Annotated in this window: 11 protein-coding genes; 6 read left to right on the forward strand and 5 right to left on the reverse strand. The window is 60.5% G+C overall.

Annotated elements, in window-relative coordinates:
* Positions 1–65: 65 nt before the first annotated feature.
* Positions 66–830 carry a GntR family transcriptional regulator gene (locus ACW9IR_RS15325; RefSeq protein ID WP_007918375.1) on the reverse strand — a complete coding sequence of 255 codons (765 nt, stop codon included), beginning with the start codon at positions 828–830 and terminating at the stop codon, positions 66–68.
* Between the two features lie 354 nt (positions 831–1,184).
* Between ACW9IR_RS15325 and ACW9IR_RS15330 the strand changes: the two genes are divergently transcribed.
* Positions 1,185–2,375, forward strand: coding sequence for a benzoate/H(+) symporter BenE family transporter (locus ACW9IR_RS15330; protein WP_457463987.1), 1,191 nt, complete (start codon positions 1,185–1,187; stop codon positions 2,373–2,375).
* Between the two features lie 255 nt (positions 2,376–2,630).
* Here the strand turns inward: ACW9IR_RS15330 and ACW9IR_RS15335 are convergent, their stop codons facing one another.
* Positions 2,631–2,975 carry a YggL family protein gene (locus ACW9IR_RS15335; protein ID WP_007916365.1) on the reverse strand — a complete coding sequence of 115 codons (345 nt, stop codon included), beginning with the start codon at positions 2,973–2,975 and terminating at the stop codon, positions 2,631–2,633.
* 233 nt (positions 2,976–3,208) lie between these two features.
* Between ACW9IR_RS15335 and dacB the strand changes: the two genes are divergently transcribed.
* Positions 3,209–4,669, forward strand: coding sequence for a D-alanyl-D-alanine carboxypeptidase/D-alanyl-D-alanine endopeptidase (gene dacB / locus ACW9IR_RS15340; protein WP_457463990.1), 1,461 nt, complete (start codon positions 3,209–3,211; stop codon positions 4,667–4,669).
* A 118-nt stretch (positions 4,670–4,787) separates the two neighbouring features.
* Here dacB and ACW9IR_RS15345 read toward each other — a convergent pair whose 3' ends face one another.
* On the reverse strand, positions 4,788–7,169 hold the full coding sequence (locus ACW9IR_RS15345) for a sensor domain-containing diguanylate cyclase (protein ID WP_457463992.1): 2,382 nt from the start codon (positions 7,167–7,169) through the stop codon (positions 4,788–4,790).
* A gap of 145 nt (positions 7,170–7,314) precedes the next feature.
* Positions 7,315–9,585: a bifunctional 23S rRNA (guanine(2069)-N(7))-methyltransferase RlmK/23S rRNA (guanine(2445)-N(2))-methyltransferase RlmL gene (gene rlmKL / locus ACW9IR_RS15350; protein ID WP_457463994.1), complete on the reverse strand. Its 2,271-nt coding sequence runs from the start codon at positions 9,583–9,585 to the stop codon at positions 7,315–7,317.
* A 532-nt stretch (positions 9,586–10,117) separates the two neighbouring features.
* On the opposite strand from rlmKL, the gene rmf reads away from it, so the two are divergent.
* Positions 10,118–10,333, forward strand: coding sequence for a ribosome modulation factor (gene rmf, locus ACW9IR_RS15355; RefSeq protein ID WP_003223300.1), 216 nt, complete (start codon positions 10,118–10,120; stop codon positions 10,331–10,333).
* A 242-nt stretch (positions 10,334–10,575) separates the two neighbouring features.
* Here rmf and ACW9IR_RS15360 read toward each other — a convergent pair whose 3' ends face one another.
* The gene (locus tag ACW9IR_RS15360) at positions 10,576–11,595 is read right to left on the reverse strand and encodes a quinone-dependent dihydroorotate dehydrogenase (RefSeq protein WP_457463996.1); all 1,020 of its coding nucleotides are present in this window, start codon (positions 11,593–11,595) and stop codon (positions 10,576–10,578) included.
* Positions 11,596–11,818: 223 nt separating this feature from the next.
* Here ACW9IR_RS15360 and ACW9IR_RS15365 point away from each other — a divergent pair, with 223 nt between their 5' ends.
* From ACW9IR_RS15365 to ACW9IR_RS15375, 3 genes are all read left to right on the forward strand, one after another.
* Complete coding sequence (locus ACW9IR_RS15365; protein WP_457463998.1) at positions 11,819–13,030, forward strand: CmpA/NrtA family ABC transporter substrate-binding protein; 1,212 nt, start codon at positions 11,819–11,821, stop codon at positions 13,028–13,030.
* Between the two features lie 15 nt (positions 13,031–13,045).
* Complete coding sequence (locus tag ACW9IR_RS15370) at positions 13,046–13,621, forward strand: ANTAR domain-containing response regulator (protein WP_007916390.1); 576 nt, start codon at positions 13,046–13,048, stop codon at positions 13,619–13,621.
* A gap of 567 nt (positions 13,622–14,188) precedes the next feature.
* A complete protein-coding gene (locus ACW9IR_RS15375; protein ID WP_102900773.1) occupies positions 14,189–15,400 on the forward strand; it encodes a nitrate/nitrite transporter in 1,212 nt (403 codons plus the stop codon).
* Position 15,401 lies beyond the last annotated feature (1 nt).

Below are 15,401 nucleotides of genomic sequence, written 5' to 3' on the forward strand. Positions count from 1 at the left end.
CACATGGGAATGCATTTCAAATGTGGGAGCGAGCTTGCTCGCGAAGGGGTCGACTCGGTATCAGCTTAGAGCTTGGCTGCAGGACGCCCAGGCTTCTTGGTCTGCAACAAATGCGAGAACACCGCATGCAGATCATCCGACGCGCCTTCCTCGTCGAGGTTGAGCTTGCTGTCGATGTGATCCATGTGATGCATCATCAGATTCACCGCCAACTCACCGTCGCGCTTCTCGATCGCGTCGATCAACTGGGTGTGTTCGTCGTACGAACAGTGCGAACGGTTGCCGCTTTCATACTGGGCGATGATCAACGACGTCTGCGAAACCAGACTGCGCTGGAAGCTGATCAACGGGGCGTTCATCGCCGCTTCCGCCAGTTTCAGGTGGAATTCGCCCGACAGACGAATGCCGGCGCCGCGATCGCCACGGGAGAAGCTGTCGCGCTCATCGTTGACCATCTGCCGCAACTCGGCGATCTGCTCGGCCGTCGCGTGTTGCACCGCCAGCTCAGTGATCGCACGCTCCACCAGACGACGGGCGAGAAACACCTGTCGCGCCTCTTCCACACTCGGACTGGCGACCACGGCGCCACGGTTCGGCCGCAACAGCACCACGCCTTCATGGGCCAGACGCGAGAGCGCGCGGCGAATGATGGTGCGGCTGACCCCGAAGATTTCCCCCAGCGCTTCTTCGCTCAATTTTGTGCCGGGCGCCAGACGCTGTTCGAGGATGGCCTCGAAGATATGCGCGTAGACAATATCGTCCTGGGTTCCGCTGCGGCCGGCTTTGCCTGCTCGCGGTTGTTTCTTGAGGGGTTGCAACTGTTCGTTCATGGGCACTCGAGTCGGGAGAACTGCGGCGAATAGACCGTGACTGTAATACGGCACAGTAGGTCGCTGGCAAGTATCGCGTAAAAAACAGCGCGATTGTACACAATGGAAGGTGGCAACACGACTGTACGGCTGTTTGTGACTTCGGCTGTATTGCAACGATCCGTTACGATTGAGTTTAGGCTTGATCGCAGAATCCGCCGCCAGAACACCGCCTCCCCTGTAGGAGCTGCCGAAGGCTGCGATCTTTTGACTTTGATTTTAAGAAGCAAGATCAACAGATCGCAGCCTTCGGCAGCTCCTACAAGGGTCTGCGTCATGGCGGACATCTCCATTGGTATAAGGAACACCGCCGTCATGAACGACGCCACGCACACTCAACTGCGCCCACTGGCCGACACTTCGCCTTCAGCCATCGTCGCCGGTTTCATCGCGATGATGACCGGCTACACCAGCTCACTGGTGCTGATGTTCCAGGCCGGGCAAGCGGCAGGTCTGACCAGCGGGCAGATTTCTTCGTGGATCTGGGCGATCTCGATCGGCATGGCGGTGTGTTCGATCGGCTTGTCGCTGCGTTATCGCACGCCGATCACCATCGCCTGGTCGACGCCCGGCGCGGCGTTGCTGATCACCAGTCTGGGCGGTGTCAGTTACGGCGAGGCCATCGGCGCCTACATCACCTGCGCAGTGCTGGTGACGATCTGCGGGCTGACCGGCAGCTTCGAACGGCTGGTGAAAAAGATCCCGGCCTCCTTGGCGGCGGCATTGCTGGCGGGGATTCTGTTCAAGATCGGCAGCGAAATCTTTGTCGCCGCGCAGCACCGTACCGGGCTGGTGTTGGGCATGTTCTTCACCTATTTAGTAGTCAAACGCCTGTCGCCGCGTTATGCCGTGCTCGCCGCACTGCTGATCGGCACCGCGCTGTCGGGCTTCATGGGATTGCTGGATTTCAGCGGTTTTCATCTGGAAGTGGCGACGCCGGTGTGGACCACGCCGCACTTCTCGCTGGCGGCGACCATCAGCATCGGCATTCCATTGTTCGTGGTCGCGATGACTTCGCAGAACATGCCCGGCATCGCCGTCCTGCGCGCCGACGGCTACAACGTCCCGGCTTCGCCGCTGATCACTACCACCGGCATCGCTTCATTGTTGCTGGCGCCGTTCGGCTCCCACGGTATTAACCTAGCGGCGATCAGCGCGGCGATCTGCACCGGGCCGCACGCCCATGAGGATCGCAACAAGCGCTACACGGCTGCCGTGTGGTGCGGGATTTTCTATGGCATTGCCGGCGTGTTCGGCGCCACGCTGGCGGCGTTGTTCGCGGCGTTGCCCAAGGAACTGGTGCTTTCGATTGCCGCGCTGGCGCTGTTTGGTTCGATCATCAATGGTTTAAGCATTGCCATGAACGAGGTGAAGGAACGGGAAGCGGCGTTGATCACCTTTATGGTCACGGCGTCGGGGCTGACGTTGTTTTCCATTGGTTCGGCGTTTTGGGGGATTGTTGCGGGGGTTTTGACGCTGGTGATTTTGAATTGGCGTAAAGCTTAAGGTCAAAAGCCCCTCACCCTAGCCCTCTCCCGGAGGGAGAGGGGACTGACCGAGGTGCTTGGAAGACATACGCCGACGTGGGATACCGAGTTGAACTCAGGCTTTGAAAAGCCCACAAGTCGGCTCCCTCTCCAGGGGGAGAGGGCTGGGCGGGCGGCGTTCCGATGAGGGGCAGACTCACCACAAACCCCAAACCGAACACCCAAACCCCAGACGAAAAAAACGGCGACCCTCAGGTCGCCGTTTTTTTCAGTATCACTTAGCCGCGTTGATCGGCTTTTCCGGATACCAAACGTCCAGCAACGGGCTGACTTCATACTTGGTCAGCTCGGAGCGGGTTTTCAGCCAGGCTTCAACGGCAGCACGCTGCTCTTCGTTGACCGAGCCACGCTTCTGCAGGCAAACCAGACCGAAGTCGTCGCCGCCAACATAACCCAGACCATTGGCTTCCATGGCTTCTTTGATGAAGGCTTCGAGGAAAGCGTCAATGGCTTCTTCGGACAAGTCTTCTTTGAAGTCCAGGTTCAGCTCGAAACCCAGCTCTTGAAATTCATCAACGCACAGTTTTTTGCGCAGACGCTGGGAACGGTTAGTCGCCATTGGAACAATCCTCTTAAGTATTAACGGCGGGCACTTTACCAGTTTAAGCCGCCGATTGCCCGACTCTCTGGCCCCTGTAGCCGACCGCCTGTAAAAAAATAACGTATTGGTCCACCCGGACAAGGCACAAGCGGTAACACCTTGGGGCATAATGCCGACACTTTCATGACCGCTGAGGGCTTTTTCATCCATGTCCTCGTTATTTTCCCCTCGACTGTAGGGTTTTATTTCATATGATCAAATCGTTGCGTCCTCTGCTTCTCGCCGGCCTTCTTCTGCCGCTGGCCCTGCCTGTTTCTGCTGCCACCATCAACACCGCCCTCACCCCCAACGTCGAAAAAGCCCTCAAGGCCAGTAAACTGCAGCCCAGCGCCCTGTCGCTGGTGATGGTGCCGCTCGACGGCCCGGGCACGCCGACCGTGTTCAACGCCGACGTGTCGGTCAACCCGGCCTCGACCATGAAGCTGGTGACCACCTACGCGGCGCTGGAAATGCTCGGCCCTAATCACCAGTGGAAGACCGAGTTCTACACCGACGGCGACCTCAGTGGCGGCATCCTCAACGGCAATCTCTACCTCAAGGGTGGCGGCGATCCGAAGCTGAACATGGAAAAACTCTGGCTGCTGATGCGCGACCTGCGCGCCAACGGCGTGACCCAGATCACCGGTGACCTGATCCTCGACCGCAACTTCTTCGTGCAACCGGTGCTGCCGGAATTCAACGATGACGGCAATGACGAGAACAAGCCGTTCCTGGTCAAGCCCGACTCACTGCTGGTCAACCTCAAGGCCCTGCGTTTTGTCGCCCGTAATGACGGTGGCCGCGTGCTGATCTCGGTCGAACCGCCGATTGCCAGCATCCACATCGAAAACACCGTCAAAGCGCTGCCCTCCAAGCAATGCACCGGCGGCGTGCGCTACAACCCGGTGGCGCAACCCGATGGCAGCATGACCGTGACCGTCGCCGGCCAGTTGGGCGAAGGCTGCAGCTCGCAGACTTATCTGTCGCTGCTCGACCACGCGACCTACACAGCCGGCGCCGTGCGCGCGATCTGGAAAGAGCTGGGTGGCAGCATTCAGGGCAAGGATCGTCTGGCCTCGACACCGGGCAACGCCAAACTGCTCGCGCGTGCCTACTCGCCGGATCTGGCGGAAATCATCCGCGACATCAACAAATACAGTAATAACACCATGGCCCAGCAGCTGTTCCTCAGCCTTGGCCAACGCTTCCGCAACGACGCCGACGGGGACGACTCCAAGGCTGCGCAGCGCGTAGTGCGCCAGTGGCTGGCGAAGAAAGGCATCACTGCGCCACACCTGGTGATGGAGAACGGCTCCGGCCTGTCCCGTGCCGAACGGGTCAGCGCCCGTGAAATGGCGAGCATGCTGCAAGCCGCCTGGCACAGCCCGTATGCCGCCGAGTACATCAGCTCGCTGCCGATTGCCGGCACCGACGGCACCATGCGTAAACGTCTGAAAACCACGGCGATGCGCGGTGAGGCGCACGTCAAGACAGGTACGTTGAACACTGTGCGGGCGATTGCCGGTTTCAGCCGTGATGTGAATGGCAACACTTGGGCAGTGGTGGCGATCCTCAACGACAAAGCGCCGTTCGGGGCGTCGTCGGTGCTGGATCAGGTGCTGCTGGACCTGTACAAGCAGCCAAAACTGCCGCAGACCGCTTCGGTCCTCTGATCACCGCGGCTCCTGTAGGAGTGAGCCTGCTCGCGATAGCGTCAGTCCCGATACATCGAGGTGACTGACATACCGCAATCGCGAGCAGGCTCACTCCTACAAGGTTTTGCGCAAGACCCTAGCTCATCTGCTCGACCCGATCGCGCCCGCGCTGCTTTGCCATATACACACCCGAATCCGCCCGCAACAGCAGTGCATCCGCGCCCTCCCCCGGTCGCCAACTGGCGATCCCGAAACTCGCCGTGACCACGCCGACCACATCCACCGGCGCACTGCGCAAGCCTTGCCACAGCTCGATCGCCAGCATGTACGCGTGCTCGCCGTCGATGTCCGGGCACAGCACCATGAATTCCTCGCCACCCAAGCGACAGAACACATCGGTGCGCCGCAGGCGATGGCCAATGCGTTCGCACACCGCTTGCAGCACTCGGTCACCGACGGCGTGGCCATACTGATCGTTGATGCGTTTGAAGTGGTCGATGTCGAGCATGATCACCGACAACTCACCGCCGCCGCGCTCGACCCGGGCCATTTCCGTGGTCAGGCGTTCCTGGAAGTAGCGGCGGTTGTGGATGCCAGTCAACGAGTCGGTCACCGACAATGCGCGCAGTTCTTCTTCCACGCGTTTCAGGTCGGAAATGTCCGAGATATAGCCGTGCCATAGCACCCCACCGCCCGGCAGCTCTTCCGGCGTCGCCTCGCCGCGTACCCAGCGTAGACCGCGCTCGGGCAACTGCACACGGTATTCCTCGCGCCACGGGCTGAGGCTGTCGGCCGAGGCGCGAATCGAAGAGCGCACGCGGGTAACGTCCTGTGGATGAATGCGTGTGAAGATCGCCTCGGCGTTGAACAGCAGCACGTCCGGCTCCAGCTCGTAGATCTCGCGGATACCGTCGCTGGCGTAGATCACGCTGAAGCGCCCATCGAATTCCATCTTGAACTGATAGATGCCGCCGGGCACATGCGCGCTGAGTTTCTTCAGCAACACGTCCCGCGCCGCCAGCACCTCGTGCACGCGCTTGCGCTCGGTGATGTCGATGCAGATCGCCAGATGCCCGACCCACAAACCCTGCTCATCGAGCACCGGGGTGGCGAGCATGTTCACCGGAATATGGCTGCCATCGCTGCGCACCAGCGTCCACTCGCGGGCCTCGTGACCGCCGACTTCGCCGCCCTCGACCAGCATCGCGTGGCAGGTCGGGATGCTTTTGCCGTAGCGTGCACTCAATTCGGCAGCACGGGCCGTCAGCTCGCGGGGCAGGTGCAGGTTTTCCAGAGTCATGTGGCCGACGACATCGGCGCTGCTGTAACCGAGCATTTGCTCGGCGCCGGGGTTGAAGGTGTTGATCACCCCGCGCAGGTCGGTGGCGATGATCGCCACCTGCGTTGCGGCATTCAGCACGCCGCGCAACTGCCCGTGGGTGCCACGCAGCTCCTGTTCGCTGGCATGCAACTCCTGCGTGCGCAACTCGACCATGCGCAAGGCGCGCTGGCGCTGACTGACCAACACATAGAGCAAGGCGCTGAGCAGCATACTGAGCAAACCGCCCAGAATGAGCACGCTGCCGACCGACGAATGATTGCCCTGAACGAAGGCCTCGCTCGGCAGGATATCGACCTGATAATCATGATCGGCCATGCGCACCAGGCGCGTGGCCGTCAGGTCGCTCGGCGCCGGTTCATTGGTCGATTCGAACAACACCTCGTGCTGATCATTGGTCGACATGTCGAGAATGCGCACCGACAGATAGTCATGGAAAGCGTCCGGCAAACCGTCGGCCAGCAACTGGCGCATGCTGATCACCGCCATCACGTAGCCAAACGATTGGCGCTCGCCATTGCGGCTCACAGGCGCGACGAGCAGTACACCTCGCGCATAGGACGGCTCGATACTGACCAGATGCATCGGTTGCGACACCGCCAGACCGGCAAGCTTGTCGGCACGTTGCAGGGTGTCACGGCGCAAAGGTTGCGCGAGCAGGTCATAACCCAACGGTGAGCCGAGCCGACTTTGCGTCTGGCTGTAGAGCACCGGCACGTATTCATCGCGCACGCCAGCCAGTTGCAGCTCGCCTTGGGCATTCAGTTCACGCAGGGTGAAGTTACTCAGGCCTTCGTCACGCACGCGCTGCTCGAATACCGCGCGCTCGCCACCCTTGACCTTGAGGGCAAACGAATAGGCCTGTGTACGCATCAATAAGGGTTGGGTGTAACCATCGAATTCGGTGCGGGACACCGATTCAGAGTTAGCGAAGAAGCGGCGCAGGCCGTCGAGGCGTTGCTCCTGGTCCTGAAAACGTTCTTCGATGCGGCTGTAACGTTCGTTGGCCAGCAGCTGAAAACGCTGACGGGTCTGTTGCTGAAACTGATTGAGGGTGGCCCAGGCGAGCAGCCCCGTGAGAATCCCACCGGCGAGCAATACCAGCAGCGCGACCAGCCAGGCCGAGACGTCTTCGCTGATAAAACCCAGAATCTTTGGGCGCACGGGGTGCAACGACATAAAGACAACTCACTACGCCAGCATTTACGGGAAAACCCCATTGACCGTGTGTGAGTTATAGCTATTAGCCACTAATTTAGCTAGCGCGGGCAGATCCGCGGAGCCTTTAAAAATCAAGGCTCTGTGGATCCAACCCGGTAAAGCGTCAACGAGCCGTGATTTTCCAGGCGCGGTGGATCTTGGTGTTACGGGCGAAATCCGGATCAATGGTCTGCGCGCTGATTTCCTCGACCGCGTAACGCTCGGCGAGGTTTTCTTCCAACTGGAACTTGCGGAAGTTGTTGGAGAAATACAGCACACCACCCGGCGCCAGACGGGCCATGGCCAGGTCAATCAACTGCACCTGATCACGTTGCACGTCGAAGATGCCTTCCATGCGCTTGGAGTTGGAGAACGTCGGTGGATCAATGAAGATCAGGTCGTACTCGTCACGGCTGCTTTCCAGCCACGCCATCACATCGCCCTGCTCCAGACGGTTCTTGTCCGAGTAACCGTTCAGCGACAGGTTGCGGCGTGCCCAGTCGAGGTAGGTTTTCGACAGGTCGACGCTGGTGGTGCTGCGCGCGCCGCCCTTGGCCGCGTGTACGCTGGCCGTCGCGGTGTAGCAGAACAGATTGAGGAAGCGCTTGCCGGCGGCCTCTTTCTGAATACGCATGCGCATCGGCCGGTGATCGAGGAACAGGCCGGTGTCGAGGTAGTCGGTGAGGTTGACCAGCAACTTCACGCCGCCCTCGCTGACTTCATTGAACTTGCCTTGCGCAGCCTGACGCTCGTACTGCTTGGTGCCGCTCTGGCGCTCGCGGCGTTTGACCACCACGCGGCTCTTGTCGACGTTCAGTGCCTGCGGAATCGCTGCCAGGGCGTCAAACATGCGCGCCGAGGCTTTTTCCGGATCGATGGATTTTGGCGCGGCGTATTCCTGGACGTGCACCCAGTCGTGATACAGGTCGATCGCCATCGCATACTCAGGCATGTCGGCATCGTAGACGCGGTAGCAATCGATGCCTTCGCGCTTGACCCACTTGCCCATGGCCTTGAGGTTCTTTTGCAGGCGGTTGGCAAACATCTGCCCGCCTTCGCTCAAGCGCGGTTGCTCGATCACCGGTGCCGGGGCTGGCATCGGTTTGATCGGGTTGCCGTTCTTGTTGAACTTGCGTTCTTGCGGCTCGTCCGGGGTCTGGTCGTAAGCCGCTTGCTCACGCTCGGCCTGACGCTGTTCCGGAGTGCGACGCTCGCCCGTGACGAACTGATCCGGCAGCACTTTGATCAACAGCAGCTTGCACGGCAACGCGCCGTTCCAGAACGAATACTGTTTATGGCTGCGAATGCCCATGCGCTTGCCCAGATCCGGCGCACCAGTGAACACCGCCGCTTCCCAGTTCAGGCAGGCCTGACGCAGACGCTCGCCGAGGTTCTGGTAGAGGTACAACAGGCTGGCTTCATCACCGAGACGCTCGCCGTACGGTGGGTTGCAGATCACCAGACCTTTCTGGTTCTGGTCCGGACGCGGCTCGAAGGTCGCGACTTCGCCCTGGTAGATCTTGATCCACTCGCTCAGGCCCGCACGCTCAACGTTGTTGCGGCCCGGTTGAATCAGACGAGGGTCGGCTTCGTAACCGCGAATCCACAGCGGTGGCTTGGCCAGACCGGCAGCGGCACGCTCGACGGCCTCTTCATGGAGTTTTTTCCACAGCGCCGGGACGTGGCCGAGCCATGCGGTAAAGCCCCACTGCTCACGACGCAGGTTCGGCGCCATGTCGGCGGCAATCATGCCGGCTTCGACGAGGAACGTACCGACACCGCACATCGGGTCAGCCAGCGCGCCGCCTTCAGCGGCAATGCGCGGCCAGCCGGAACGGATCAGGATCGCCGCCGCGAGGTTTTCCTTCAGCGGTGCCGCACCTTGCTGCAGACGGTAACCGCGCTGGTGCAGGCTGTGGCCGGAAAGGTCGAGGGAGAGAATCGCTTCGCCACGATCCAGACGCAGGTGAATGCGCAGGTCCGGGTTGAGCTTGTCGATCGACGGACGGTCGCCCTGCGGCGTGCGCAGTTTGTCGACGATGGCGTCTTTGACTTTCAAAGCGCCGAAGTGAGTGTTGTCGATGCCTGAGCCGTGGCCGCTGAATTCGACGGCCAGGGTGCCGTCGCTGAGCATGTGATCCTGCCACTCGATGTCGAGCACGCCGTGGTAGAGGTCTTCAGCGTCTTTCATCGGGAAACGCTTGAGCACCAGCAGCACGCGGTTGGCCAGACGCGACCAGAGGCACAGGCGATAAGCGGTTTCCATGGTCGCCATGCCACGCACGGCGGAAGTGTGCTCGCGCGCTTCTTCAAGGCCAAGCCCGACGGCTTCCTCGATGAGCAGGCCTTCAAGGCCTTTAGGGCAAGTGAGGAAGAGTTCGAAACGGTCGGACATGGTATTTCCAGAGCCTTTGGCTAGTGAATCGGCAACGCATTGCCGATCCGGTTTTCAATCAGGCGCTTTTCTAAAAGAACGCCCGCGTGGCACGAAGGTGTGCCGTTCCATCCCCGCTGCTCGGGTTAAAAGAGCTTAGATGCCGGGACAGATAAAAAAGTTGATGCAACAAAAAGTCTTAAAACGACCCTTCGTCGCTTTATACCCCAGCGCAAACGTGGGTCATTCTCACTAAAGAATTAACCCCATCATCCAGCGCGGGGCCGATCATACCGGGGTTTGCTGAAAAACCGTGCATGAAACCCGTCGTTACTTATGGCTGTAGCACTAATTTCGTTACGTCCTTATGACAAAACGATCATTCCCTCGATGTGACTCATTGGTTAGAACTGAGCACAGGTTGACGTCGCAACGGCGTCAACACCTTGGCTCGCCACGCCGGCAGCGAGCCGCACCATGGCAGGTTTTTTCTGCCAGACCTCAGTTGAGGTCGACGCGATACAAAACAGTCAACAAGTGAGGGAAACACCCTATGAGAAGACTTAAGCGTGATCCGTTGGAAAGAGCATTTTTGCGCGGATATCAATATGGCGTTGGTGGCAAATCCCGTGAGCTTTGTCCATTTACTCTACCGTCGGTACGCCAAGCCTGGATTAACGGCTGGCGAGAAGGACGCGGCGACAACTGGGACGGTATGACCGGCACTGCGGGAATCCACAGACTCAACGAACTTCACGCCGTCGGCTGACACAGGGCATTAATTCCGACACGACAATCTGAATTTGTAACGACTTACCATGCACGTCCTTCCCGGACGGCGGGCTGCGGCCCAGGGGCTCCTTCGAGGAGCCCTTTTTTATGCCTGTCACATTATCTGTGCCATACACAAAACCTGTAGGAGTGAGCCTGCTCGCGATAGCGGTGTATCAGTCACTGAAGATGTTTACTGAACTAGCGCTATCGCGAGCAGGCTCACTCCTACAGGGGGGATCAGCGCAGGGCGGCGATTGCGTCTACCGACTCACGAATCAGCGCCGGGCCCTTATAGATGAAGCCGGAGTAGATCTGCACCAGGCTCGCACCGGCCAGAATCTTCTCGGCCGCATGCTTGCCTTCAGTAATCCCGCCCGCCGCAATGATCGGCAACCGCCCAGCCAACTCGCCGGCCAGCACCTTCACGGTATTGGTACTCTTCTCCCGCACTGGCGCGCCCGACAGACCACCCGCCTCGTCGCCATGCTCCATGCCTTCGACGCCGACACGGCTCAGCGTGGTGTTGGTCGCGATCACCGCGTCCATGCCGGTTTCGATCAACGCTTGAGCCACCTGCGCGGTCTCTTCGTCGGTCATGTCCGGCGCGATCTTGATCGCCAGCGGCACATGTTTGCCATGACGCAACGCCAGTTCGGCGCGTCGTGTGGCCAGATCCGCGAGCAATTGCTTGAGCGAATCGCCGAACTGCAGGCTGCGCAGGCCCGGGGTGTTCGGCGAGCTGACGTTGACCGTCACATAGCTGGCGTGGGCGTAAACCTTGTCGAGGCAGATCAGGTAATCGTCGACCGCGCGCTCGACCGGCGTATCGAAGTTCTTGCCGATGTTGATGCCCAGCACGCCTTTGTATTTCGCCGCTGCCACGCGCGCCAGCAGGTTATCCACACCGAGGTTGTTGAAACCCATGCGGTTGATGATCGCCTCGGCTTCCGGCAGGCGGAAGATCCGTGGTTTCGGGTTGCCCGGCTGCGGGCGCGGAGTCACGGTGCCGATTTCGACAAAACCGAAACCCAGTTGCGCGAAGCCATCGATGGCCGCGCCGTTCTTGTCCAGGCCGGCCGCCAGACCCACCGGGTTCGGAAACTCCAGGCCCATGACCGTCACCGGTTTCTTCGCCGGCGCCTTGCACAGCAAGCCGTTGAGGCCCAAACGCCCACCCGCGCCGATCAGATCCAGCGCCAGATCGTGGGAGGTTTCCGGGGAAAGTTTGAACAACAGCTGACGGGCCAGGGAATACATGGGCGGCGATGACTCGGGCGGCGAAAAGAGGCGGCGATTATAGCCGGGCATCGACCTGCGGCGCGAGGCGCACGCGCAAATCACTGGCACTGGCATATGCCTTGCACCCTCCTTGAATATCAGCGCGCAGGCCAATGACGGCAGGCGGGCAAGGACAATGGCGTCGTCCCGGGTTTTGCCTGCGCAAAGTCCGCGGCGGCGCTTTTTTTCGAGGTGGCGGTGTATGAATGAACCTTCGGTAGGGCCACTGGCCTGGGTCAATGGCAGCGATGCCCCGGAAAAGACTGCAATCAACCTCGGTTTCATGGCGTTGAGCGACTGCGCATCGGTTGTCGTTGCTGCCACACAGGGCTTTGCCCAGCCTTACGGGCTGACCCTGAATCTCAAGCGCCAAAGCTCTTGGGCCAACCTTCGCGACAAACTGGTCAGCGGCGAACTGGATGCCGCCCACAGTCTGTACGGTCTGATCTACGCCGTGCACCTGGGCATTGGCGGCGTGGCGTCGACCGACATGGCGGTGCTGATGGGGCTAAATCAGAACGGTCAAAGTCTCAACCTGTCCCACGGCCTGCAAAACCTCGGCGTGAGCAGTCCTGAAGCACTGGACCGGCATGTGCACCAAAGCCGCGCAAAACTCACCTTCGCCCAGACTTTTCCCACTGGCACTCATGCGATGTGGCTGTATTACTGGCTGGCGAGTCAGGGCATTCATCCGTTGCAGGATGTCGACAGCGTGGTGGTGCCGCCGCCGCAAATGGTTGCGCACCTGCAAGCCGGACGTATCGACGGTTTTTGCGTTGGCGAGCCTTGGGCGGCTAGCGCGGTGCAGCAGAATCTGGGTTTTACCCTGGCCACCAGCCAGACCATCTGGCCCGATCACCCGGAAAAAGTCCTCGGCTGCACTCGCGAATTTGTCGAGCAATACCCGAACACGGCGCGCGCGCTGGTGATGGCGATCCTTGAAGCCAGCCGCTTTATCGAAGAAAGCCCGGAAAATCGTCGCAGCACCGCGCAGTTGCTCAGCGCGCCGGAATATCTGGACGCGCCGCTTTCGTGCATAGAACCGCGTTTTCTCGGTGATTATGCCGATGGCCTCGGCAACCGCTGGCAGGATCCGCACGCGCTGCGCTTTCACGGCAACGGCGAGGTGAATCTTCCGTATCTGTCGGACGGTATGTGGTTCATGACCCAGTTCCGCCGCTGGGGCTTGCTGCGCGAAGACCCGGACTACCTCGCCGTCGCCCGTCAGGTTCAGCAACTCGATCTGTATCGCGATGCCGCGACCGCTGTCGGCGTGGCGGCGTGGGGCACCGACATGCGCAGCAGCCAGTTGCTCGACGGCAAAATCTGGGACGGCAGCGACCCTGCCGCTTACGCGCGCAGCTTCAAGCTGCACGCGATGAACGACGACGTTCCCCTTCTCGCCCGCCGCTGACAGGAGACCGCGAATATGTTGCGCATTCTGCTGATCAACGACACAGCGAAAAAAGTCGGGCGCCTGAAGGCTGCGTTGACCGAGGCCGGTTTCGAGGTGATCGACGAGTCCGGCCTGACCATCGACCTGCCCGCGCGCGTCGAAACGGTGCGCCCGGACGTGATCCTGATCGATACCGAGTCACCGAGCCGCGATGTCATGGAGCAAGTCGTGCTGGTCAGCCGCGACCAGCCACGGCCAATCGTGATGTTTACCGATGAACATGATCCGGGGGTGATGCGCCAGGCGATCAAGTCCGGGGTCAGTGCCTACATCGTTGAAGGCATTCACGCACAGCGTCTGCAGCCGATCCTCGATGTGGCGATGGCACGATTCGAGAGTGATCAGGCCTTACGCGCGCAGTTGCAAGCGCGAGATCAGCAATTGGCTGAGCGCAAGCGTATTGAGCTGGCCAAGGGATTGTTGATGAAGATGAAGGATTGCAACGAGGAAGAGGCGTACACGCTGATGCGGCGCCAGGCGATGAGCCGGCAGCAGAAGCTGATTCAGGTGGCGGAGCAGATTATTGCCATGAGTGAGTTGCTTGGCTGAAATGCTCTGAGCGCTTGAAAAGCCCCTCACCCTAGCCCTCTCCCAGAGGGAGAGGGGACCGACCTAGGTGTCTGGCGTCAAACATCGACCTGAAAGACCGAGTCGATTATGGATTCACAGCAGAAAATCACAGGTCGGCGTACTTCTCGAGCATCCCCCAATCAGTCCCCTCTCCCTCTGGGAGAGGGGACCGACCGAGCTGTCCGACATCAAACATCGACCTGAAAGACCGAGTCGATTATGGATTCACAGCAGAAATCACAGGTCGGCGTACTTCGCGAGCATCCCCCAATCAGTCCCCTCTCCCTCTGGGAGAGGGCTAGGGTGAGGGGCTTTTGACTTTCCGGCTGTTGGCACAAATCTCGCTAAGTAAAACGCACAGGTAACCAACGGCGGTTGCCCCACCCACGACAAAGACGTCGCTCACCCCGTTCGCCCCTTCGGCGCATCAGGTAGCGGCGTTTTTGCGTTTTGGCCCCACAGCTCGGGGCCGGTGGTGCGGCCGTGGCGGCGCCCCACCTGCTGTTGCATGACTCCTTTCGAGACTCTTTTCAGCTGAGGTGCGCGATGAATTCAAGCTTCTGGAAATCCGGCCACACCCCGACCCTGTTCGCGGCCTTCCTCTATTTCGACCTAAGCTTCATGGTCTGGTACCTGCTCGGCCCGTTGGCGGTGCAAATCGCCGCCGACCTGCAGCTGACCACGCAACAACGCGGCCTCGTCGTCGCCACGCCGATCCTCGCGGGCGCGGTGCTGCGTTTTGTGATGGGCATGCTCGCCGATCGACTGTCGCCGAAAACCGCCGGGCTGATCGGCCAGGTCATTGTCATCTGCGCACTGTTCGGTGCCTGGAAAATCGGCATTCATAGCTACGAGCAGGCGCTGATCCTCGGCCTGTTTCTCGGCATGGCCGGCGCCTCGTTCGCCGTCGCCCTGCCCTTGGCCTCGCAATGGTATCCGCCACAGCATCAGGGCAAAGCCATGGGCATTGCCGGTGCGGGCAACTCCGGCACCGTGTTCGCCGCGCTGCTCGCGCCGGTACTCGCCGCCGCGTTCGGCTGGAGCAATGTCTTCGGTTTCGCCCTGATCCCGCTGATCCTGACCCTGGTGCTGTTCGCCTGGCTGGCAAAAAACGCCCCTGAGCGGCCGAAAGCCAAAGCCATGACCGACTACTTCAAAGCCTTGGGCGACCGCGACAGTTGGTGGTTCATGTTTTTCTACAGCGTCACCTTCGGCGGCTTCATCGGTCTGGCCAGCGCCCTGCCCGGCTACTTCAACGATCAGTACGGCTTGAGCCCGGTGACGGCCGGTTACTACACCGCAGCCTGCGTGTTCGGCGGCAGTTTGATGCGACCGCTGGGTGGCGCGCTGGCGGATCGCTTCGGTGGCATTCGCACATTGCTGGCGATGTACACCGTCGCTGCCGTGTGCATCGCCGCGGTCGGTTTCAACTTGCCAAGTTCCTACGCCGCGCTGGCACTTTTCGTCTGCACCATGCTCGGTCTAGGGGCAGGCAACGGCGCGGTGTTCCAACTGGTGCCGCAGCGTTTTCGTCTGGAGATCGGCGTGATGACCGGTTTGATCGGCATGGCCGGCGGCATCGGCGGTTTTGCCTTGGCCGCCGGCATGGGCGCGATCAAACAGAGCACCGGCAGTTATCAACTGGCCCTATGGTTGTTCGCCAGCCTTGGCGTGTTGGCGTGGTTTGGCCTGCACGGCGTCAAGCGTCGCTGGAGAACCACTTGGGGTTCCGCGGCAGTGACGGCGGCGCGGGTCTGAA

It is taken from the genome of Pseudomonas sp. SDT291_1_S447 (assembly GCF_054070155.1).

Bases quoted from the DNA above. Each gene is read 5' to 3' on its own strand.
- ACW9IR_RS15330 (WP_457463987.1), top strand. From the start codon at position 1,185: ATGAACGACGCCACGCACACTCAACTGCGCCCACTGGCCGACACTTCG.
- ACW9IR_RS15345 (WP_457463992.1), bottom strand. From the start codon at position 7,169: ATGTCGTTGCACCCCGTGCGCCCAAAGATTCTGGGTTTTATCAGCGAA.
- ACW9IR_RS15360 (WP_457463996.1), bottom strand. From the start codon at position 11,595: ATGTATTCCCTGGCCCGTCAGCTGTTGTTCAAACTTTCCCCGGAAACC.
- ACW9IR_RS15325 (WP_007918375.1), bottom strand. From the start codon at position 830: ATGAACGAACAGTTGCAACCCCTCAAGAAACAACCGCGAGCAGGCAAA.
- ACW9IR_RS15365 (WP_457463998.1), top strand. From the start codon at position 11,819: ATGAATGAACCTTCGGTAGGGCCACTGGCCTGGGTCAATGGCAGCGAT.
- ACW9IR_RS15370 (WP_007916390.1), top strand. From the start codon at position 13,046: ATGTTGCGCATTCTGCTGATCAACGACACAGCGAAAAAAGTCGGGCGC.
- rmf (WP_003223300.1), top strand. From the start codon at position 10,118: ATGAGAAGACTTAAGCGTGATCCGTTGGAAAGAGCATTTTTGCGCGGA.
- ACW9IR_RS15375 (WP_102900773.1), top strand. From the start codon at position 14,189: ATGAATTCAAGCTTCTGGAAATCCGGCCACACCCCGACCCTGTTCGCG.
- dacB (WP_457463990.1), top strand. From the start codon at position 3,209: ATGATCAAATCGTTGCGTCCTCTGCTTCTCGCCGGCCTTCTTCTGCCG.
- ACW9IR_RS15335 (WP_007916365.1), bottom strand. From the start codon at position 2,975: ATGGCGACTAACCGTTCCCAGCGTCTGCGCAAAAAACTGTGCGTTGAT.
- rlmKL (WP_457463994.1), bottom strand. From the start codon at position 9,585: ATGTCCGACCGTTTCGAACTCTTCCTCACTTGCCCTAAAGGCCTTGAA.